This is a genomic window from Bacillota bacterium (genome assembly GCA_012839765.1).
Lineage (GTDB): Bacteria > Bacillota > Limnochordia > DUMW01 > DUMW01 > DUMW01.
In genome coordinates, this window is the sequence record DUMW01000063.1 from 1 (window position 1) to 21,112 (window position 21,112).

The 21,112-nt window shown below is 53.0% G+C and carries 18 protein-coding genes and 1 riboswitch; of the genes, 6 read left to right on the forward strand and 12 right to left on the reverse strand.

Annotation, left to right across the window (positions count from 1 at the left end):
- Window positions 1-558: 558 nt before the first annotated feature.
- Both GXX57_06015 and ytvI read left to right on the forward strand, forming a co-directional pair.
- On the forward strand, window positions 559-1,005 hold the full coding sequence (locus tag GXX57_06015; GenBank protein ID HHV44202.1) for a DUF523 domain-containing protein: 447 nt from the start codon (window positions 559-561) through the stop codon (window positions 1,003-1,005).
- A 12-nt stretch (window positions 1,006-1,017) separates the two neighbouring features.
- A complete protein-coding gene (ytvI, locus tag GXX57_06020; protein HHV44203.1) occupies window positions 1,018-2,151 on the forward strand; it encodes a sporulation integral membrane protein YtvI in 1,134 nt (377 codons plus the stop codon).
- A 176-nt stretch (window positions 2,152-2,327) separates the two neighbouring features.
- Here ytvI and GXX57_06025 read toward each other — a convergent pair whose 3' ends face one another.
- The 12 genes from GXX57_06025 to lepB form a co-directional block, all read right to left on the reverse strand.
- Entirely contained in the window at window positions 2,328-3,077 is a 750-nt protein-coding gene (locus tag GXX57_06025) for a prepilin peptidase (GenBank protein HHV44204.1), read from the reverse strand.
- A 4-nt stretch (window positions 3,078-3,081) separates the two neighbouring features.
- A complete protein-coding gene (locus tag GXX57_06030) occupies window positions 3,082-5,043 on the reverse strand; it encodes a type II secretion system protein GspD (GenBank protein ID HHV44205.1) in 1,962 nt (653 codons plus the stop codon).
- Window positions 5,044-6,159 (reverse strand): hypothetical protein, encoded by a 1,116-nt coding sequence (locus tag GXX57_06035; GenBank protein ID HHV44206.1) that lies wholly within the window; start codon window positions 6,157-6,159, stop codon window positions 5,044-5,046.
- 18 nt (window positions 6,160-6,177) lie between these two features.
- Complete coding sequence (pilO, locus tag GXX57_06040) at window positions 6,178-7,059, reverse strand: type 4a pilus biogenesis protein PilO (protein HHV44207.1); 882 nt, start codon at window positions 7,057-7,059, stop codon at window positions 6,178-6,180.
- A gap of 5 nt (window positions 7,060-7,064) precedes the next feature.
- Window positions 7,065-7,616 carry a PilN domain-containing protein gene (locus GXX57_06045; protein ID HHV44208.1) on the reverse strand — a complete coding sequence of 184 codons (552 nt, stop codon included), beginning with the start codon at window positions 7,614-7,616 and terminating at the stop codon, window positions 7,065-7,067.
- Window positions 7,613-8,641, reverse strand: coding sequence for a pilus assembly protein PilM (locus tag GXX57_06050; GenBank protein ID HHV44209.1), 1,029 nt, complete (start codon window positions 8,639-8,641; stop codon window positions 7,613-7,615). The genes GXX57_06045 and GXX57_06050 overlap by 4 nt, the downstream gene beginning before the upstream one ends.
- An 11-nt stretch (window positions 8,642-8,652) precedes the next feature.
- Window positions 8,653-9,864, reverse strand: a complete 1,212-nt coding sequence (locus tag GXX57_06055; protein HHV44210.1) for a type II secretion system F family protein — start codon at window positions 9,862-9,864, stop codon at window positions 8,653-8,655.
- Window positions 9,857-10,891: a type IV pilus twitching motility protein PilT gene (locus tag GXX57_06060; protein HHV44211.1), complete on the reverse strand. Its 1,035-nt coding sequence runs from the start codon at window positions 10,889-10,891 to the stop codon at window positions 9,857-9,859. The genes GXX57_06055 and GXX57_06060 overlap by 8 nt, the downstream gene beginning before the upstream one ends.
- Complete coding sequence (gene tadA / locus GXX57_06065) at window positions 10,888-12,573, reverse strand: Flp pilus assembly complex ATPase component TadA (GenBank protein HHV44212.1); 1,686 nt, start codon at window positions 12,571-12,573, stop codon at window positions 10,888-10,890. Before tadA ends, GXX57_06060 begins: the two co-directional genes overlap by 4 nt.
- Before the next feature lie 71 nt (window positions 12,574-12,644).
- A riboswitch (cyclic di-GMP riboswitch) is annotated at window positions 12,645-12,729 on the reverse strand.
- A 110-nt stretch (window positions 12,730-12,839) separates the two neighbouring features.
- On the reverse strand, window positions 12,840-14,129 hold the full coding sequence (locus GXX57_06070) for a hypothetical protein (GenBank protein ID HHV44213.1): 1,290 nt from the start codon (window positions 14,127-14,129) through the stop codon (window positions 12,840-12,842).
- A gap of 140 nt (window positions 14,130-14,269) precedes the next feature.
- The gene (gene eda, locus GXX57_06075; protein ID HHV44214.1) at window positions 14,270-14,902 is read right to left on the reverse strand and encodes a bifunctional 4-hydroxy-2-oxoglutarate aldolase/2-dehydro-3-deoxy-phosphogluconate aldolase; all 633 of its coding nucleotides are present in this window, start codon (window positions 14,900-14,902) and stop codon (window positions 14,270-14,272) included.
- Between the two features lie 228 nt (window positions 14,903-15,130).
- The gene (gene lepB, locus GXX57_06080) at window positions 15,131-15,769 is read right to left on the reverse strand and encodes a signal peptidase I (GenBank protein ID HHV44215.1); all 639 of its coding nucleotides are present in this window, start codon (window positions 15,767-15,769) and stop codon (window positions 15,131-15,133) included.
- A gap of 62 nt (window positions 15,770-15,831) precedes the next feature.
- On the opposite strand from lepB, the gene GXX57_06085 reads away from it, so the two are divergent.
- The 4 genes from GXX57_06085 (at window position 15,832) to GXX57_06100 (ending at window position 21,112) form a co-directional block, all read left to right on the forward strand.
- Window positions 15,832-16,599: an MBL fold metallo-hydrolase gene (locus tag GXX57_06085; GenBank protein HHV44216.1), complete on the forward strand. Its 768-nt coding sequence runs from the start codon at window positions 15,832-15,834 to the stop codon at window positions 16,597-16,599.
- Between the two features lie 110 nt (window positions 16,600-16,709).
- Window positions 16,710-17,720, forward strand: a complete 1,011-nt coding sequence (locus GXX57_06090) for a hypothetical protein (GenBank protein ID HHV44217.1) — start codon at window positions 16,710-16,712, stop codon at window positions 17,718-17,720.
- A gap of 43 nt (window positions 17,721-17,763) precedes the next feature.
- A complete protein-coding gene (locus GXX57_06095) occupies window positions 17,764-17,949 on the forward strand; it encodes a hypothetical protein (protein ID HHV44218.1) in 186 nt (61 codons plus the stop codon).
- Window positions 17,950-18,037: 88 nt separating this feature from the next.
- Window positions 18,038-21,112 (forward strand): DNA polymerase III subunit alpha, encoded by a 3,075-nt coding sequence (locus GXX57_06100; protein HHV44219.1) that lies wholly within the window; start codon window positions 18,038-18,040, stop codon window positions 21,110-21,112.

The window sequence follows — 21,112 nt, forward strand, 5'->3', positions numbered from 1 at the left end:
CCAGGATCAAACTCTCCGTTAAAATCTATCCTAAAGTGCCTTAGCACTTTAGCTCCAACTTCGAGTAAATCCTGCAAACTTGAATCTCAAGGCTTCTCGCTTTTCGTATACTGTTTAGTTGTCAAAGAACGTGTCGCCAGCGCCAACAGGCGCATCGGAGCGACGTTGTATAATCTATCACGTTTGCCTTGCTCATTCAAATCCAGTATTCCCGCGAAGACCATTGCTTATGTGCGCGTAACTCCATAATGCTCACTTTTCCTCCGGATAACTTTTGAAATCATTTATGATGAAGGGGTCTCTTCCCGGAGTCAATGGACGTCATGACCACTCGAAAGGTCTTAGGCTGTGCTGGGTTTCCCCACAGCTAGTATCCGGATGCAAGCTAGAGAATCCCATCGAGTAATAATATGGTGAAACCCATTTGCTCGGGCAAGGAACCAATGGCTAAACGAAAGTTCCCACTGGGCAATATTGATCTATGAAGGAAAACCTACTCGTAGGCAGGTTCTGCATTATTTGCTATAATAAATCTACCAAATAAAGCGGGTGATACCTTTGTTATTAATCAGCGCCTGTTTGGTGGGACTCAATTCCCGATATGACGGTACGAGCAAATGTTATGAGCAGGCACGTCAGCTCGTCTTGGAAGGGAAGGCAATTCCCGTTTGTCCTGAACAGTTGGGAGGCCTGCCCACACCCCGTCCCCCGGCAGAGATTCAACGGTTAGACGGCGATGCAGTCCTCCGGGGCATGGCGAAAGTGCTCACGAAGGCTGGACATGATGTAACCGACTCCTTCGTGCGAGGTGCTCTGGAGACCTTGAAACTGGCAAGACTGGCCGGGGTAACCCAGGCCATCCTCAAGGACGGCAGTCCTTCTTGCGGTTCTAGACTAATCTATGATGGTACCTTCAGCGGTACCAAAAAGCCAGGCAAAGGTGTCACCGCAGCCTTGCTGGCCAGCAGTGGGATCTTAGTTCTGACTGAATACGATGGATTTTGAGGGGTGCAAGCATTGGGTAAGTTCGACTGGTCCAGTATAGACTTGAAGAAGCTTGGAATCGTTCTGCTCATCCTGTTGGGCCTGATGGTCTCTTTATATCTTTTCGCTCGGCTGGTCAGTGCGGTGACCACAGAGATCGTCCCCGTGATTGTCACCCTGTTTCGCTATGTACTCGTTGCCATCACCCCCTTTGTCATCGCGTTAATCCTCGCAGAACTGTTGGATCCAGTCGTGGGGTTTTTCCAGACCAAACTGAGAATACCTCGCCCCCTTGCAGTCCTCGTGACTTTAGGTGCCGTGATCATAATCTTCGGCTGGCTTTTGGTCATGATGTTCAGCAAGTTGATGGCTGAACTCTGGGAATTGGTCAATCTCTTACCCCAATACCGGGTGGAAATTAGCAACTTCATCAACGACTTACTCATTCAATATGAAGAGTTCAGCAGCAACCTCCCCGGGCCTGTCAGTGCGAAGATCCAGGAAACGGTGGAAAGCTTCGGCCGCACCTTGGAAGGTACCGCCGCCCAATTGGTAAACAGTATCCTAAACGCCCTTTCTGGCCTGCCCTACTCCCTGTTCTTACTGGTGGTTGTCTGCCTGGGCACGTATATCATCAGCCGCGACAAAGACCACATTATTAACACCATCAGCGAGTTTACCCCAAGAAGATGGCGCAAGCCCATCAACCTGTTAAGGGACCGCATCACCATCGATATTATCGGTCTCATCAAGTCCCAACTGCTCTTTGTGACCATCTCCGTAGTCATCGCGGCAGTAGGGTATCTAGTCATCGGTAACCGCTATTGGCTCCTTTTGGCCTTAGTAACCGGTATCCTAGACATCATCCCTGTGGTGGGACCAGGCACCATCATGCTCCCTTGGGCCTTGTTTTCTTTTCTCATGGGACATCCCAAGGTAACCGTCATCCTTTTGCTAGTGTATGTCACCATCCTCATCGTCAGACAGGTACTACAACCCTACGTGATGGGCGATTCCATCGGCGTACACCCTTTGACTATGCTCTTTTCCATATATGTAGGAATTGTACTGGTGGGTGCTTGGGGCATCTTCGTAGGCCCGATCCTCGTGATCATTATCAAGGCTATCCTGAAAACCTGTGTGGCCTTAAGAAGCGGTGAGCTATAGACAAGAAGCTTTGACTCAAATATTTTGAAGGCGTCCGGCTGTGAAGAAAAGTCACGGGCCTGAAGTCTCGCCCTTCGCAGAAGCATTCCGCTCCTACGAAGGGGGAAAAGACCTTCGTTGCCGGCGTTTTCCCATTGACATACTAAGATAACGCTTTAGACACGTTCCGAGACATTTCACAAAAACAGGTTAAGCCACCACTGAATCAGGTTATCCCCCCAAAGGAGCACCACCAGGCCCCCTAAAGCAAGGAACGGACCAAAGGCAAGACGAGTGGTCAAAGTCTTCCTTCCTCCCCGGATTAACCTGGGTAGATTACTCAGCAAACCTAACAAAGAGGCCAAAAACAGGGCCAAGAGCGCATGTCCGGCACCGCTTATGATGCCAATGTACCCCAGCAACTTCGCATCACCCATCCCAATGGAGTGGGGATAGACCATGAGAACTAGGAAGATCACCCCAAAACCGACGAGCCCTCCGAGGAGGGCCAGGGGCAGTCGTTGGGGTTGCCGCAGAGCAAAGTAGAGCAACCCAAAAAAAGCCCCGCTGTAGGTTACTTTATTGGGAATTAGCCCCGTCTCCAGATCGATGGCCGCGGCTAACATCAGAAAAAAGCCATTGATGCCCAACCATAGGAAGACACTGAATTCACCGGTTAGCCACCAAGCAAGACACAGCCAGCCTGCGGAAAGCAGTTCCACAAGCAGATACCGGCGATGAATCGCAGCCCGGCAATATCGACACCGCCCCCGAAGGGCCAGGTAACTTAGGATGGGGATTAGATCAAATGGCCCCAGACGATGGTTGCAATGGGGACACGAGGAGGGTGGGAACACCAGCGAGATTCCCCGGGACAGCCGATAAATACAGGCATTAAGGAAACTACCGATGATCCCACCCAGGAAGAACAACAATACATATTCCATTGCCCTAGAACTCCATTCCCACATTAAACCCAAGACCGGTGGTCCGCTCTTTTTCTAAGGAAGTGGCAAGGGGATAGGACACATACCCCTCAAGGATTAGTCTGTCAGAAACAAAGCGCATCCCGGAACTGGTTAGAAGGGAGTAACCCTCTTCTTGTCCTTCGGAGAGATAATAGAGACTGAGTTCCGCCCAGACCGGTTCATAGGTCCGGCGGACACCGGCTCCTAGACCCCAACCGGACTCGTTGACATGGCCCAACAGAGCATAGGTCCAGGGATTAATCCGCTTTTCGACCCGCAGGTTGACATTCCCTGCCAACAGGTCACCCACTTCCACTAAGACCGCAGAGGTAGGCTCCGGCTGCGGAGGGACGATGGAGATCTCCTGTGGCGGGCTTTCCAAAAGGTCCCCATCGGTGACAATATGCGGCACCAAAAAGATTAGCATTTCTGTCTGCTGCACCTTATTGGTCCTTGTACGAAATAGCTCGCCGATCAAGGGCAGCTGGGACAACACAGGCACTCCCGAGCCCTCTAGGGTCTCTTCATCCTTGATGAGCCCGCCGATCATCAGAGGTTGTCCATCCTTCACCCGCACTTGGGTCTGGGCTTCCCGGGTCCGGGTCTGGGGAAAGCCTTGGGCGGTGGAACCGGTGATACTGCTGATTTGCGTATCCACCTGCAGAGTAATCGTGCCTTCGCTACTAATCCGGGGGGTAATCTCCAGCAACACACCGGACTGGAAGTATTCGATGGTCTCCCGCACCACTCCTTCATCCTCATCCTTGAGGACAACGGGTACCCGGTCACCAATAAAGATCCTAGCCTGCTCACCGTCTACCGCGGCAATCTTGGGATGAGCTAGCAACCGGGAATTCCCATGGGTCAGTAAAGCATCTAGGGCCACCTCCAAGCTAGGCCAATCAATACTCAACGCCAAGGGCTTGCCTCCCTCGTTGGTGTCAATCCGGGGAAGGGTCCAACTTAAGCCCAGCTTTGCCAGGTCTTCCCTGGTGACCTCTTGGATCCTCGCTTCCACCAGCACCTGGGCCCGGGGCTGATCCAACTGGGACAAGACGGCAGCCACTTCCTCCACCAAAGGTGCTGCTCCCCTGAGGAGCAAATAGCGATCTCCCAAGGTCTCCACCGCGATCTCCTCCGGGTACATGCTGCTCAACATCTCCCGGGCCATTCCCGCAGAGATTTCGTTGAGGAATACCACCCGATTGCTAGTTTCCTCCTCTGCCACCGGCCGGGGTCTGATGACCAGAATCTGATCCTCAAGGGTGTAATTGAACTGGAAAAATTCAGCCAACAGTTCTAAGGCCTTTTCGGGAGGCAGCTTGCTGAAGTCGGTGGTGATGCTCCCTTCGAGCTCCCCTACCATAAACAGAGTCCACCCCGCCTGTTCCGCCACCGCTTCCAAAGCACTCCGCACCGACACATTGTCCAGCAGTGCCCCAGCCCTTTGATCCACCTGTGCCCACAGCTCATCGATGGTAGAGATCTCCGCGGCCGACGCGTAAAGGATTAGTTTTCCTTCCACCTGTTGCACGTTGGTCTCACCAACCACAAGCTGTGCCAAAGCTTTGGCATCGGCCAGGGACAGATACTGGGGAGTACGTACATAATAGGTTTTGGCTACAAACTGCTCTGCTAGCCGCTCGGGACTGGCGATCACCAAAGTACCGTTTACCACCGCATATTCATATCCCGCAGTACGGGCCACCAGATCGATGGCCTCCAAGACCGGTACACCGGCCAGCTCCACGGTGACCGTGCCGGTGACGCTATGATCGGTAACCACATTGAGCTGGCCAATAGTCGCAAGGCTTTTGAATACCTGAAGCAGGTCAGCATCTTGAAAGGATAGGTTAATCACAGGCTCTTCGGCCAAGGCCGGAAACACACAGCTGACCAGGATAACAAGACAAAGTAATCCATGAAAAAGCGATTTCCTTTTCATTTAGAAACTACTCCCCCAGACGCTGTAACCCAAGCAGGTTTCACCGTCACAAAGTTTGACGTAGTCACTGGTAATCTCAACCACTGTATAATTGCCCACGGTCACCCCCGGCCACAGCAAAGTTTGCTTCCCTGCAATGTTGGCAATGGCAATACTGCCAGTCTCCGATGTAATGACTCCGGTAACCAGCAACTGAGGACGGTCGTACTGGCGGATAAACTGCCCGAGGCGCTCTATTTCGTTTTTTGGCCCCCTCACCACCAAAAGCCCCAGGTCGTCGTCAAAGACAGCGGTCAGGCGGGGTGCCAGCACCTCCAAAAAGGCCCGAAACTGGCTTACCTTGGCAAAGTTGAACTGGAAGGTTTCCACCCCTTCCGGAGCGGTAATGAGATCACCGGTATCCTGGGGATATACAAAAAGGATCTGATCGAGAATCTGATACTCCAACCCCACCCGTTGGGTCACCAACTTGATACCCTGGACAGGGTCCACATTAGCCAAATACATGGAAACCGTGCCGTCCACTCCACTATCCATTACCAGACTTAACCCTGCCTCCTTGGCCAGTGAATACAGTACCGCGAAGATGTTTTCATTCTCCCAGGTGAATTCACGACCCCGGGAATGATCGATCTCTTTCAGAACCGCCCGGATCAGAGCGATTTGGGACGGCTCTCCCCGGACAAGCAAGCTATTATTCTTGTCATCGGGATAAACCAACGCATCGATATTCAAATTCCGGAGGACTTCCACGGCCCTAGCGGGGTCGATATGTTCCAACGGCAGGGCAATCAGTTCTTCTGACGTAAATTCCTCCTGAATTCGGTTGGGACTGGCTACCACTAAAGTATTGTTCACCATCCGATAACTCAATCCATTGGTACGGGCAATGAGATCCACCGCCTCCAGCACATCCAGGCCGTTCAAGGAAAAAGAGACCGTTCCCCGAACCGATTCGTCCGCGATAATGTTAAACCCACCGATCTTGCCTAGGGCTTGGAATACATCCAGAAGATCCGCAGACTCAAAGTTCATGTTCACCAAAGTGGTCCCCAAAGCTATAGGACTTGCGATAAGTACCAAAACGAGGCCCAGTAAGAATACCTTCTTCTTCACGAGAAAAGCTCCTTTCACCTAATTCTTGTTATTACTTTGAATGAATATTACGGGTTCAGAGTCAATATGACCCAACCCGATATAATCCGGACCAATGGTGTGCACCACCAGTTCGCCCCAATAATCGCCCTCGCTGAGCATTTCAACCTTGTCTCTAGTTTCCACCAGGGCATACTTCTGGTCTTGACCGATGACCACCCCCACCAACCGAATGTTCTCACTCATTAATCTCTCCTCCATCTGCCCCAAAGACATCTTGGCTGCTAAACGCCCATCGGGGACAAAGGGATCGGAAACCTCCAGTTTCGGTAGATCGGACGTGGGAAACTGCCAATCAGACTCTTTATTGGAAACAGAGTATAAATCCAAGGTCAAACGACTATATATCCCGTCGGAAACACCTTCTATCCCCAGCTGCCAGGCTTCCATCCGCAAACTGGGAAACAGGTGGAACAGCTCCTGCACCACCTGCACACAGGAAGAAAAGTCGGTAATGTATTCCACGGTAATCTGGGTGCGGCTGTAGTTCTCTAGGTCCTCCCTGACACCGGAACGGAAATCGATCAGTTCAATCCCTGTTCCCTTCAGCCAGTATTCCATCCATCGGATCAAGACGGGGATTTCCTCCTCCTTGGGAAAAAGCTCGATCAACTCGTTGGCCTGCGCCTCAAGGAGCTGGAGCTCCTCCTGGAGCCTTGCCACCTGTTGCTTGGCCACCAAACGCATCGCCAACAGCTGCTCTTCCTGTTGCACCCTGGCCTCCAACTCCCGCAACTGGTTCCGCTGGATTACGGCCAGCACGGAGGAGAGCACCAACAAGCCCGTACAAAGGAGCAGGACCAACATCCAACCAAAACCTTCTGGAATGGTCAACTCCCGTTTTGCCAGTTCAATTCTCATGGCGACTACCCCTCCGTTTCTACGCTGTACCCGAATCGAAAGATGGTCTGTTGACCGATGGTCAGTTCCCTAATCTCTTCCAGCTTCACCTTGAACCCGCCAAAGGTAGTGGTCAGCGTCCTCCCCAGGGAGGTAACACTCTCAAAATCCAGGGAGACGCCCTCCAACAGGATTCTCCCGGGTCCCAGGGAAACATGCTGCAACCAGGTGCCCTCAGCACCAATGGGCAACCGCAACAAGAGTTCCTCCACCTGGGGGAAAGAAGTTCTGGTAGGATCTGAAAGCAACGAGCTGAGAACGGTAATGGTACCTTTCAATTCCTGATGCTGTGCTTGTAAGCTACTCAATTGTAGACCCACGTCCAACTGCCGGGACTGACTCTGGGTGACCTCCAACCTCGACCGCATCGTCTCCAGACTCCTGTTTAGCACCACCGTGTAGATGGTCATCCATAATACCAAGGGAATGGAAATGAGAGCAACAATCTTCACCCAGTTGACCTTTGGTTGTCCCGACACCCGTTCCTGCTCCGGCAATAGGTTGTTGGAAATGTTCATCTTTCTTTCACCCCCCGGTACGCCAAAGCTAAAGCTGGCACCAACATCGGCCCCCAGGAGTTTAGTTGTGCCTCTTGTCTAATCGAAATAAGCCCAAAGGGATCAAAGGGTCTCACCGGTAAACCCAGTTCGTTCTTAAGTAGCTGCGTGATTTCGGCAAAGAGAGCACCGCCACCGCAGACCAGAATTTCCTCCACTACGTCATTGATGGAATTGTGGCGCTGTTGCACCCTTTCATATTCCAGACTCTGCATGATCCCACTGATCATTTGGGAGATGACCTGTTGCATCTCCCCTCCATATATCCGTTCCGTATCCCACCCGTGGGACAACATCTGCATCGCCTCTTCGTAGCTAAGGCCCTCATCCTGGGCCAAGGCCTCAATCAGATGGCGACAACCCACAGGAATCAGGCGCCCTAGGCGATACCCTTCGGCATTGCAAACCAAAAGCTGCAGCGATTCGGAGCCAAGAATAATGTGACACAGGGGTCCGGGATTCTCAATAAGATAGGGCAGGGACAAAAGCCCCAGGTCAATGATCTCCAGGGCCAACCCCACCTGCTTACAAACGTTGATGTAACCGTAGATCTGGGATTTTCTCGCGGAGACCACCAAGATCTTCACCAGATCGCCGGTTTTGCCCTTGGTCAGGGGATGGAAATCAAAGACGATCTCTTCCAGGGGCAAATGTTCGTAAATTGCTAGATCCTTCAGCTCCCAGGCGATAGCTTGTCGTAACTCGTTCTTCCCCATCATCGGCAACTCTATCTGCCGCAAATCCAAACCCATTCCGCTAATGGCTACACAGACAAAATCCCGGCGAGCCTGACTCTTTTCAAATAATTCTGTGATGGCAACGCCTAAAGAATGGGGATCCGCCACCAGCCCCCTGTCCAAGGCACCGGGCGGCGTGGGATGCACAGCGCAGCTTGTCAACTCTGGCGGTCCTAGACGCTTTTTCTGCAACTGAACAAGTTTAAGGTAAGAATGTCCGATATCCAATCCCACTGCGGTACGAAGCATTTGTAACCTCCTCAGATCGCGGAAGTAATCTGGAACATGGGCAAAACCACCGAAACCGCGATGATCGCCACCACCACCGCCATCACCGCCAACATAATCGGTTCGATCATCGCGGAGATGTTCGTAGCCATGTGGTCCAATTCTTCTTCATAGAATTCCGCAACATACCCCAAAACTTCCCCCAAGGAACCACTTTCTTCCCCAATCTCAATCATTTCTTTCAACAATGGCGGAAAGGTCACCGCGGTACGCAAGGGAACCGCCAATCCCTGTCCCCGCTCGATGCCCTGTTTGGCCATGCGCACGTCCTTGGCTACGGCTTCGTTGGCAATAACCTTGATACTCGACTCCAGAGAGCTTACCATGGGGACGCCACTGTTGAGCATTAGCCCCAGGGTACGACAAAATCTACTAAAGATCATCCGGCTTAACATGTAGCCAAGAATGGGGATACGCAACAGGAAACCATGGATGCGTAGTCTCCCCGTGGGGGTCTTACTGTACCGCCAGAGGGCCAGCCAGAGCAGTACAAGACCAGCCACGATCACCAACGCCCACCGGGTCATCCAATCCCTAAAGGCCAGCACAAATCGGGTTAAGGCCGGCAACTGAACACCCATGCCGGCATAGATGGAGGCAAATCGCGGCAACACCACGAACAGGACGATGAAGATCATCACCACCGCAAAGATCGACACTACGGTAGGATACATCAACGCCTGCTGAATCTGATTGCGCATCTTGTTCTGGCTTTCAAAGTACCGGGACATGGTATCCAGAACTTCATCTAAAGTTCCGGCAATCTCGCCGGTCTCCAACATGCTGACGAAGATCGGAGGAAAAATGGTCTCTTCCCGGAAGGCATCGGCCAAGCCGGAGCCTGCACTAACCGCCCGCCGGGCCCGGATCAAGGCCTCCTTCAGGTGCTTGTCCATAGATAGATTCGCCAATAGCTCCAAAGTATCCACCATAGGGACGCCGGTCCTGACCAAAACCGCAAACTGCCGGCAAAACAAAGACAGAGCCTTGATCTTCAACCGTCGGGGACCACCAATTTCCCTGCTTAAGAAGGAACTCTTCAGCGGCGTTTCCTTAAGCTCGAGGATCAGATTCCCTTCACTTCTCAGGATACGGGCGGCCGCAGCCTGGTCATCGGCCTCGATGGTCCCAGTAAAGGTCCGCCCCTGCTGATTCCGCACCTTGTAGTTGAATACCTTAGGCATCAACCATCTCTCCCAACTGTAAAAGCTCCCTAGGGTCGATTAGTTGACGATCGATCAGGCTTTTGACGCTGCTGCGCAGCGTATGCATTCCATAGCGACTGCTGGTCTCAATCATCTGCTCCAATTGGTGGGTCTTGCCTTCCCTAATGAGATTTCGCACTGCCGGTATCCCGGTCATCACCTCGGTGGCCAACACTCGGCCCTGGCCGTCCTTCCGCAACAGCAGACGTTGGGAAATCACCGCCTGCAAAGAGGCCGCCAGTTGCACCCGGATCTGCTGCTGTCCATGGGGAGGGAAAGCGTCCACAATCCGGTCGATAGTCTGGGCACTACTTCTGGTATGTAGGGTAGACAGGACTAAATGGCCTGTTTCCGCGGCCTGCACCGCAATGGCCATGGTCTCCGGATCCCGCATCTCCCCCACCAGAATCACATCGGGATCACTTCGCAAGGCGGAACGCAGTCCTTCCGCAAAGGACCGGGTGTCGCTGCCAATCTCCCGCTGGTTGATCACGCACTTACCGTGGGTGTGGAGAAACTCGATGGGATCCTCCAAGGTCACCACCACTCCCTGGCGGGTCTGGTTGATCTCGTTGATCATCGCCGCCAAGGTGGTGGACTTACCGCTACCCGCTGGCCCCGTCACAAGGATCAGCCCTTCTTTCTTGGTGCACAGGCCTTTGACCACCTCGGGCAGTCCCAACTCCTCCAAGGACAGAATTTCAGGGGGAATCACCCGCACGGCAATGGCAACGGAACTCCTTTGCCGGTACATGTTAATTCGAAATCTCCCCAGTTCCGGGATTCCAAAGGAAAGATCAATCTCTCCCCGCTCTTTGAAGACTTCCTTCTGTTCGGGATTTAGGATGGTCTCCGCCACACCCGCGGTGTGGGCAGGACTCAGGGTAGGTTCATGGGGCATTACCCGAAGCCTACCATCAATCCGAACACAGGGAGGCATGCCCACTGTCAAATGTAAATCCGATGCACGCATTTCCACGGCTCTTTCCAGCAATCTATGGATCATAACCCTGCTCCTCCAAAAACCTTATCTCCTGAAACCAGTTCATCTAAGGTATAAACCGACCGGGCCGCTTCCAGCACTGTGGTTTCACCCTTCAACACTCGTTCAATGGCATTTTCCTTAATGGTCTTCATCCCTTGGGCCTTAGCCAACTTGGCGATCACTTGCTCATCGAGCCCCTTCTTAATCTGTTGGCGCAGCTCCTTGGTCATAATCAGCACTTCCTCGATGGGGATCCGCCCCGTAAATCCTGTATGGTTACAGGCGGGGCAGCCCACACTCTGGTATACCGTGGCCTCCTCCATCCCCAAGAAAAGCCGATCCGCCGGTTCCAGGTTCCTCGTGGCACGCTTACAGCGGTTACACAATTTGCGCACCAGCCGCTGGGACACTACCCCGATCAGGGTGGCAGACAACAAATAGGGTTCTATACCTAGATCCAAGAGTCGCACCACCGTTTGGGCGGCATCGTTGGTGTGTAGAGTGGAAAGGACCAAGTGACCGGTCAGGGAGGCCCGTACCGCCACACTGGCGGTCTCCGCATCCCGAATCTCCCCCACCATGACAATATCCGGGTCTTGGCGCAGTACCGCCCGTAAGCCATCGGCGAAATCGATGCCCCCTCGCCGGCGCACCTGCACTTGAGTAATTCCCGGCATCCGGTATTCCACCGGATCTTCCACCGTCACGATATTCACATCTGGCACATTGAGGCGTCGGATAAAGGAATACAGGGTAGTGGTCTTACCACTGCCCGTGGGTCCGGTGACCAGGATCAGCCCCTGGTTCTGACTAAGCATCTGCTCGATCCTGTACACCGAATCCTCTAGAAAACCAATCTCTTCCAGGGACACAGTGGCTAGATTGCGGTTTGGCAACCGCAGGACCACCTTTTCTCCGTTCACCGTGGGCAAGGTGGACACCCGCACGTCGATGGTGTTATTCTCCACCAGCACCCGCAGCCGTCCGTCCTGGGGCATCCGGCGATTAGTAATGTCCAGATTGGCCATCACCTTTAATCTGGAAACCAGGTCCGGATGCAGACGTTTGGGCAAGGTCATCACCTTCCGCAGTACTCCGTCAATCCGGAACCGGACTACCACCTCAGACTCCTCGGGCTGTAGGTGCACATCACTGGCGTTACTGGTCACCGCTTGGTGGATAATTAAATTGACGATTCTCACCCCGGGGACATGGCCTACGTCCATATCCGCCAGGTTCTGCTCAAAAAGTAGATCGGAGTCTTCCTCCTCGGACAGGTCCCCAATTACCTGATCCGCGGAATCCTGGAGATCTAAGTGTCGTTGGTAAGCCGCGTTAATGTCCGAGGGAGTACTGAGCAGTGGCTTCACCTCAAGACCGGTGAGCCTACGAACATCATCGATGACCTGCACGTCAAAGGGATCTACCATGGCCAGGTGCAGAACACGTCCCTCCACCTTGACGGGCAGCACCCTAAACCGTTTGAAAAACTGCTCCGGCAACAGGGATAGCAAAGTGGGATCCAAGGGTTCCTCGTTCAGGTTGGCAATGGGCAGACCGCTTTGCCGCGACAGTTCAAAGGCCAGTTGCTCCTCGGTGATGTAGCCCAGTTCCACCAGGGTTTCACCCAACCGCTTCCCCGTTTTCCGCTGGAGTTGAAGTGCTTCTGTCAGTTGTTCCTGGGTTACCAATCCCTTTGTCACTAACAAATCTCCAAGCCTGGTTACAGACCGCATAGCAACACCCCTGGGAAAAAATAAACCGACCAGAAGATTACCTTCGGCCGGTTTCACTACTAGCTCCCCCATGGTTTATCCAGTGACCACAGCTTACCTTGGGTTCATCGCTCCGAAGCAGCAACATCTCGGTTAGTTTATCTACCATTGTTCTCAGCGGTTGATGAGAATACAACATTGTATATTTAGATTTCGACCTGGAGTACGGATTTCCTTCATATTCCGCGATTTTCTTAGTCCAATTCCACCCGCCAGGATTCAGCATCCATCTCAAATCGGGCCCGCAGTTCCTCCCGCTTTTGCCGCCGCCGTTCGATCTCCTCCCAGGCTTTGTCCAGTTCCTCGGGAGGAACCACCTGCTCTAGGATTTCCTCCGCGGCCTTCAAAATGCTCTTCTGTAGCAGATTCCGGGTGGGATCGGTGAGGATATCCCTAATCACCGGATAGACCACGTCCCTGCCGCGGACTTTCAGGAAGTGCAGCGCCGCGATACGCACTGCCGCCACCTGGTCCCCGTTGGCCATGTTCTGGGCCCGCTGTACAATATCAGACCCCAGTCCGGGCAACAGGCAGAGGAAATAGAGGGCGATCTCTCGAATCACCGCGTTATCCTCCCGGAGGAAGGACATAAGAAGCTTGAGCAAAGGTTCCCGTTTGGCCTTCGTAAGGACGCTTGCCACCTCTTTACTGTTGTCGGAGGTAGGTTCAAACTCCACCACCCCATAGGCTGCAAAGCCCAACAAGGCCGTAGCTGCCTCCGTCCGAGTATGGTGATCCACCAGCACCAACCGGACCAGATCTCCTACGAACTTCTCGTTCCGGAGGTGCAGGGCCGCCTTCACGCCCAAAAGACGCATCTTTGGATCTTTGTCCCTCATCCAGCCCATGACCAAAGTCTCAGAATCGGCGCCCAAAGTCTCCAAAATGGCCCGGCGCGCCATATGACTGAGTTTTTCTGCCCGGTTTTCCTCCGCTTGCAGGTAAAACTTCACAAGCCTTGGCAGTAAGGGCTCATGCTTTAAACGCCGGCACAGGTGCAATGCAAATACCTGCAGGTTCTCGTCGGGTTGTTTTAGCGCATGCAGAATCGGCTCTTTCAGATCCTCCACTGAAAACTGACGAATATGGGCAATTAGTTCCCGGGCTAGGACGGTGTGATCCGTAAAGGATACAATCCGGAAAAAGGCCGTAAGGGCCCGGGGATCCCTTATCCCCCTTAAGACCTCACGGGTTGTTTTTCGGTCCTGGTCCATACACCACTTCAAATGCCTTTCAATGGCGCGCAAAGACCCCACCGCATTCCGTCTGCGGATCAGGATAATCTCATAGAAGCGGGATCGAATTTCCGGAGTCTGATCGGCCAACAATCGCAGAAAGATCTTCAGATTTCCTGGAAATAGGGCAATGTCTTCCAGTTCAGCGACACAATTATGGAAAACTTCGGTGTCTTCACCCCACTCCATCTGCAAGGTATTAAATAGGTCGATGATCCGACCCGTCACTTCATCCCTATTTAGTTCCACAGTCCTAACTCCTTTCGTAATAGGATACACGAATGCCCATAGAACACTTTCCAAAGCGCATTCAAAAAAGACACTTCGGCAATAAAAAAGCAGCCGGCTTCAGGTGCAGAAACCGGCTGCTTGAAGGTCGTTTTTAGTTCCTATCCACCGGTTCTCGCCTGAGCGATTACTTTTATAAACTCCCGCGCCCGTTCGGTGATCACCTGATAATTCCCCGAACTGATCGCTTTCTTATCTAATAATGAACCACCGACACCTACCGCTGCTGCCCCCGCCTTGATAAATGCCGCCGCATTATCCAGATCGATTCCCCCGGTGGGAATCACAGGGATCTGGGACAATGGTCCCTTTACGGCTTTAATATACTCAGGTCCTAAGACGTCTGCGGGAAATACCTTCACCATCATCGCACCAGCTTTGTAGGCCGTAAGCATCTCCGTAGGTGTCATAACCCCCGGAATCACCAACTTGTCATAGGTGTTTGCGATCTCAATTACTTCTAGATCCAAAGTAGGCGTAAAAATGAACTCCGCCCCCGCCAAGATGGCATTTCTAGCAGTTTGGGCATCCAGCACCGTCCCTGCCCCGATGACTGCACCGCTAGTATCCTGTGCCCGCACTTGTTCGATCATATGCATAATTCCCGGGCTATCTGCTGTAATCTCCAAGACTTTTACTCCCGCCGCCGTCAATGCCTGGGCTACCTGACAAACCTGGTTCACATCCAGCCCGCGCATGACAGCGACAACTCCGCTTTCTAGTATTTGGTTCATCTGCGCAAATCTATTCATCGTTTGAAAACCCACAGCTCCCTAATCGTGGTCTTTGGTCCATAATATCAATATCTGGGTATCAATGCAATATCTGGTTCTTAATACCAAAACTTATAAAGTAACAACAGATGGGGCTTAGCAATATAGCTGAATAATCGCAAGGGGAAGGGAAACTCTAGACTATGACTACAATAGAATTATACCATAATGCACCCCATTGTACAAACATCACTTTAAAGCAGCAAAGGCCGCCTCCGGAGTAGCAAGGATGCTCATCTTGTTCAAGGGCCAATAACGCCAGATGGCCCGGCCCACAATCAGGTCCTGGGGCACAAATCCCACATCCGCCGACCGACTATCTTTGCTATTGTTCCGATTGTCCCCCAAAACAAAGTAAGCATCGGCGGGAACCTCCGTTGGCGGCAGTTGCCCCCACATCCTTTCGGCTATATAAGGCTCATCAATGGGCTGTCCGTTCACCACCAGACGACCGTTTTCAATAGCCACCACATCACCGGGGATTCCAATGATACGTTTGACAAAATAATGATCCGGTGATGCTGGGTATCGAAAGACAACAATCTCTCCCCTCCGGGGAGGGCGAAATCGGTATGTAACCTGATCGATCAATAATCTTTCCCCGTCAGCCAAGGTGGGCAACATCGAAGGCCCATCCACGGTAAAGGCCCGGGCGATAAAGGTAATACACAAAAAGGCCAGGATACTCGCGGAAAGCAGGGTCTCCAAGACCTCTTGCCAAAGGGGTTTTGTCTGGTTGCTCTTTGCTCTTCCCACAGGTATTTTCACCTTACAGGCGCCACCTTCATTGCCAAGTTGGAAAAAACATAATAGAATGTAATTTGACATATTCGAGTCTCCGCAAACAGATTCCTGCTTGGGCAGCTTTTGTCAGCGCTGGAGGTACGAAGATGCTAAAGATCTTGTTTTTGGGAACAGGCACTTCCCACGGAATCCCCGTTATTGGCTGCAACTGTGCCGTATGTCAGTCACCGGACCCGAGAAATAAGCGGAACCGCTCCTCGGTCCTGCTCACCACGGACCACGCTAACATCCTCATCGACACCGCCACGGAACTCCGCCTACAAGCCCTTCGGTTCAACATAACCAAAGTAGATGCGGTGCTGTACACCCATTTTCACGCGGACCATGTCTTCGGTTTCGATGATCTGCGCCGGTTCAACGACGAGGGCACCAAAGCTATCCCGGTCTATGGCAATGCGGCCACCATCGCGGAACTGCGGGAATGCTTCTCCTATGCCTTCCGCAAAACCCAGGAGGGAGGAAAAAAGCCCGTAGTAACCACCCACATCATCGGGCCTACACCCACGGTCATTAACGGTCTACAGATCCAGCCTATCCCCATTCTCCACGGAAAATTGGAGATCTACGGCTACCGTTTCGGAAAGGTGGCTTATATCACCGACTGCAGCCATATCCCTTCTGAAAGTGAAGCACTGCTTCAGGGACTGGAGCTGCTCATCCTAGGGGTCCTGCGCTATCGTCCCCATCCCACCCACTTCAATTTGAGCCAGGCCCTGGAGGTCATCGCCCGGTTGAAACCCCAGCGCACCTTTTTTACCCACATCTGCCATGATTTCGATCACGAACAGGTGCAAAGGGAGCTGCCCCCCAACTGTTATCTGAGCTACGACGGATTGGAGCTCACCATTATCTAACAGGCTTGGCAGCAATCCCCACCGGAGAGTCAATTGACATCTTCCCCGGGGGTTAATATACTGTTTTAGGGGAACATATGTTTCCCAGAACATCTATTCGGAGGGTGGGAATGGTGAGATTCATCGCCTACGTCCAGGGAGTGCGTGAAATCCAAGGTACTGCCCCGTGGGATCTGTTTTATTCCTTTACCCCTCAGATTGAAGTGGTGGGAAGCCAGGCTGCCTTTTTGGATCTGACCGGGTGTGGGGTGTTGGCCAAGCTGCTGCAGCGGATCGATCCGCTACTTGCGGAACCTTGGGCCATGGGCATTGCCTCCACAAAGCTATTGGCCAAAGCTGTTCTCATGGCGCCCAGAGCCCCTTCCCACTCGGTGGATCTGGCCAAACAGCTGCAGCTGTCCAACCTGAGGCCCTGTACCTATCTGCTTCCTGCCCAGGAAGAAGCTTTCCTGGCCACCTTACCCGTCCAATGGTTGAATCTGTCCTCTGCTTTGCAGGAAGATTTGACCAAACTAGGCCTGTTTTGGGTTGCGGACATTCTGAAACTGACCAAACAGCAATTGATCTATCGCTTGGGGACCGATGGCGCAATAGTGTATCAACGGGCTTGCGGCCTGGACCGGGATCAGGTGAGGGGGAATTATCCGCCCCGCAGGATCACGGTGGAACGCAATATTGAGGAGATCTCCCAGCGGGAAGCCCTGGAAGAAATCCTTAGAGCGTGTGCTTGGGAGCTGGCCGCCACCCTGAAGCAAAGGGAAATGGCTGCCACCCGCTGTCAACTCAAGCTCACCACTGAAACAGGTCAGTGTTTGACCGCAGAACGGAAGCTTCCCTCCCCCAGTAATGAACCGGAGAGACTGCGAACACTGGTTCAAACCATGTTGGGCACTTTGTCCCTGGTGGAACCCCTAAACACTTTGGAGCTAATCGCACCGGAACCAGTACCGGTGGTCTACCGGCAGCTGAGTCTGTGGGAAAGGCCCAAGCCCAACCATAACAGGCTAGGCAAGCTCCTTTCCACTCTACAATACCGGTTTGCCGATGCTAAAACCTACCTGGGCTCCCAGATCCAGTTAGACCGTTATGAACAGATGCTAGCCCTTCATCGCCATGACTAGGATCCTAAAACAAAAAGTTCAGTTAAAAAGCAAGCCCTGGCGCATGATTTGGCGGAACACCACCTATTTGATCAAAGGCATTCAGGAAATCTGGGTCTACCGCGGTCGCTGGTGGCAAGGGGAGCCTGAGCGGATCTTTTACCTGGTGGAGCTAAAGGACGGTACTTTGTGCGAAATCTGCCGGGAATACCCCGGTGATGACTGGTTTTTGTATCGCCTTTACGATTAGGGAAGCATATCCTACTACAGCTCATGAAGGCAATGTTGGCACTAACTTTAGTTCAAGGGGATAAAGACGGTCCAAGACCGCGGCCCTTATGATTTCATCAAGGATTGAGGGGTCTGTGATGTTTGTCCACCTGCACGTACATAGCCCCTACTCCTTCTTGGATGGGGCATCCACCATCGAAAGCCTGCTTGCCCGGGCCACGCTCTTGGGGATGCGGGCCCTCGCGCTTACGGATCATAACAATGTCAGTGCCGCGGTGCAGTTTCATCGACTGGCGGAAAAGTATCAGCTGCAAGCCATCCAGGGGGCGGAAGTGACCATGGAAGACGGTTCCCACCTGGTCTTACTTGCCCAAAACCCCCAAGGATACGCCAACCTATGCCGGTTGCTGACCGCGGCCCATTTGCACGAACAGCGCCTGCCCTGGCAGATGTTGGAACGATTCACCCAGTCCTTGATTTGTCTATCGGGATGCAGCCAGGGCCTGATTCCCCGGTTGCTGTTGGCACATCGTTACGCGGAGGCAGAAAGGATCGCAATACGCCTCAGGGAGATCTTCGGGCCAGAGCGGTTTTTCATTGAACTGCAGAACCTGTTACTACCGAAAAACAAAATGTTGAACCGCCTTTTGGCGGAGCTGGCCGAAAAAAACCACATCCCCCTTGTGGCCACCAACAACGTCCACTTTACCACAAAGGAGGAATTCCCCTTACACGATGTCCTCACCTGTGTACGCCACAAATGTCAGCTGGAGGCTGTAAACCCCCACCGGCGATTCAATGCAGAGAATTACCTCAAGTCTCCGGAAGAAATGCAAGAATTGTTTAGGGAGTATCCCACAGCGCTGACAAACACCCTGAAAATCGCGGACCAATGTGAGCCGGCGCTAAAACTGGGGGTCGATCATCTACCGAAATACGGTGGGGCCACGGAGCCCATCAGGCTTTTGCGCTCTTTGACCTATCAAGGTGCAAGGCGGCGCTACCCCAAGATCACATCCCAGATAAAAGAACGCCTGGAGCACGAACTGACAATCATCCACAAACTTCAGGTAGCCGACTATTTCCTCATCGTTTGGGACATCGTCTGCTTTGCCCAGCGCAAGCAAATCCGCTTTTCGGGGCGGGGATCAGCCGCGGACAGTGCCGTTGCCTATTGCCTTGGCTTTACCAATGTGGACCCCATCAAACGGGGTCTGATGTTTGAACGGTTCCTTTCTTTGGAACGGGCAGAAAAACCGGACATCGATCTGGATTTCGATGCCCGCTACAAGGATCTCGTTGTGCAATACGTGAAGGAAAAGTACGGCAAGGAGCACACTGCAGCGGTCTGCACCTTTGCCACCTACCGGGCCCGCATGGCCATCAGGGACTTTGGCAAGGTCCTGGGCATCTCCCCGGAGGAAATCGACGATCTCACCCAGCGCATACCCCACATTCCCGCCGATGGTATCCACAAAGCCATCGCGCAGGTTCCGGAACTAAGGGACAGTGGGATTTACTTTCCCAAGTATGACCTGCTCTTTGCCCTCTGCGCCCAAGTGGCCGGGTTCCCCCGCCACATGGGGACCCACTTGGGGGGCATTGTCGTCTCCGATGTACCCCTGTACCAGCTGAGTCCTCTACAGCAAGCGGCCAAGGGAGAGCAAATCATCCAGTTTGACAAGGAAGATATTACGGATCTGGGGCTAATCAAAATCGATCTTCTGCCCCTGCGCACCTTGAGCGTCATCGAGGACACCATCCGCCTTGCCCGCAGGGAGAGAATTGAAATCAACTACGAAAGCATCCCCCACGACGATCCTTCCACCTATCGGCTGTTGCAATCGGGGAACACCGTAGGGGTCTTCCAATTGGAGAGTGCAGCCCAGCGTGCACTACAGCCAAGGCTCAAACCTACTTCCTTTGAAGATCTAGTGGCAAGTGTAGCCCTGATTCGACCCGGTCCCATCAAGGGGGATATGGTAGAACCCTTCTTAGAACGCCGCCATGGCAAAAGTCCCATCACTTACCTGCATCCAAAACTGAAGGAGATCCTGGACAAAACCTATGGTGTGGTGCTCTTCCAGGAGCAAGTCATTGAAATTGCCGTCAAGATCGCGGCTTTCACCCCGGGGGAGGCGGACCGCTTACGGAGGACCATCACCCATTATCGCTCCGAGCGGGAAATGGAGGAGTTGGGAAAACATTTCATAGAAAAGGCCATACAAAACGGAGTTTCCCTAAAAGATGCCAAGACCATTTTTTCGTACATCGCCGGATATGCAGGCTATGGTTTTTGTGAAGCCCATGCGGCCTCCTTCGCGGATATTGCCTATCGCAGTGCCTATCTGCTTTGCCACTATCCTGCGTATTACCTAGCCGGGATGTTGAATCACCAGCCCATGGGATATTATCCTCCCCACACTTTGTGTGTAGTAGCCCGCAACAAAGGCATCCAGATTTTAGGACCAGACATCAACCAAAGCCGGAGGGAATATACCGTGGAAGGGGGGCATATTCGGGTAGGGTTGAAGCAGATCAAAGGGATTTCTTCAAAGGAACTAACACGGATCGAACAATGCCAAGGGATTGCTCCCTTCACATCGGTACTTGATTTCCAAAGACGGGTAGCCCCATCACGGGAGACCCTGGAAAACCTCATCTTGGCCGGAGCCTTCGATAGACTCGCCCCCAACCGGCGAAGGCTGCTGTGGCAGGTCCCCAACATCTTGCACCTGAAGGCTACTCCGGAAGGCTTTACCGAGGAAATCGAAGATTTTCCCCTGCCACAGAAAATCTACCACGAATACCGGGTGCTGGGATTCAGCACTACCGGTCATCTGTTAACCCCCCTCCGCAAGACCCTCCAGGCCCAAGGAATGGTCACCAGCCAGCAGCTGGCCAGACTCCCCGAAGGGGAACGGGTAAAGGTGGCCGGCATCGTAGTAAGACCCCACCGTCCGCCCACCAAAAGCGGCAAAGTGGTAGTCTTTTTGACCATGGAGGATGAATTTGGCCTCATCGACGTGGTGGTCTTTGAGGAGGTTTATCAGAAGTATGGGGGGCTGATCTTCCTGCGTCCCGCCTTGATCGTGGCCGGCTCCATCCAAAGGACAAAGCATAGCTTGTCCCTCATCGCCACCCACATCCGGAAACTGAATCTTTCTACCCAAGAGTCCTAG

Excerpts from the sequence above, each read along its gene's own strand:
- GXX57_06095 (HHV44218.1), top strand. The coding sequence starts at position 17,764 with ATGATTTGGCGGAACACCACCTATTTGATCAAAGGCATTCAGGAAATC.
- lepB (HHV44215.1), bottom strand. The coding sequence starts at position 15,769 with ATGTCAAATTACATTCTATTATGTTTTTTCCAACTTGGCAATGAAGGT.
- GXX57_06090 (HHV44217.1), top strand. The coding sequence starts at position 16,710 with ATGGTGAGATTCATCGCCTACGTCCAGGGAGTGCGTGAAATCCAAGGT.
- eda (HHV44214.1), bottom strand. The coding sequence starts at position 14,902 with ATGAACCAAATACTAGAAAGCGGAGTTGTCGCTGTCATGCGCGGGCTG.
- GXX57_06050 (HHV44209.1), bottom strand. The coding sequence starts at position 8,641 with ATGCTTCGTACCGCAGTGGGATTGGATATCGGACATTCTTACCTTAAA.
- GXX57_06055 (HHV44210.1), bottom strand. The coding sequence starts at position 9,864 with ATGCCTAAGGTATTCAACTACAAGGTGCGGAATCAGCAGGGGCGGACC.
- GXX57_06100 (HHV44219.1), top strand. The coding sequence starts at position 18,038 with ATGATTTCATCAAGGATTGAGGGGTCTGTGATGTTTGTCCACCTGCAC.
- GXX57_06060 (HHV44211.1), bottom strand. The coding sequence starts at position 10,891 with ATGATCCATAGATTGCTGGAAAGAGCCGTGGAAATGCGTGCATCGGAT.
- GXX57_06025 (HHV44204.1), bottom strand. The coding sequence starts at position 3,077 with ATGGAATATGTATTGTTGTTCTTCCTGGGTGGGATCATCGGTAGTTTC.
- GXX57_06085 (HHV44216.1), top strand. The coding sequence starts at position 15,832 with ATGCTAAAGATCTTGTTTTTGGGAACAGGCACTTCCCACGGAATCCCC.
- GXX57_06045 (HHV44208.1), bottom strand. The coding sequence starts at position 7,616 with ATGAACATTTCCAACAACCTATTGCCGGAGCAGGAACGGGTGTCGGGA.
- pilO (HHV44207.1), bottom strand. The coding sequence starts at position 7,059 with ATGAGAATTGAACTGGCAAAACGGGAGTTGACCATTCCAGAAGGTTTT.
- GXX57_06030 (HHV44205.1), bottom strand. The coding sequence starts at position 5,043 with ATGAAAAGGAAATCGCTTTTTCATGGATTACTTTGTCTTGTTATCCTG.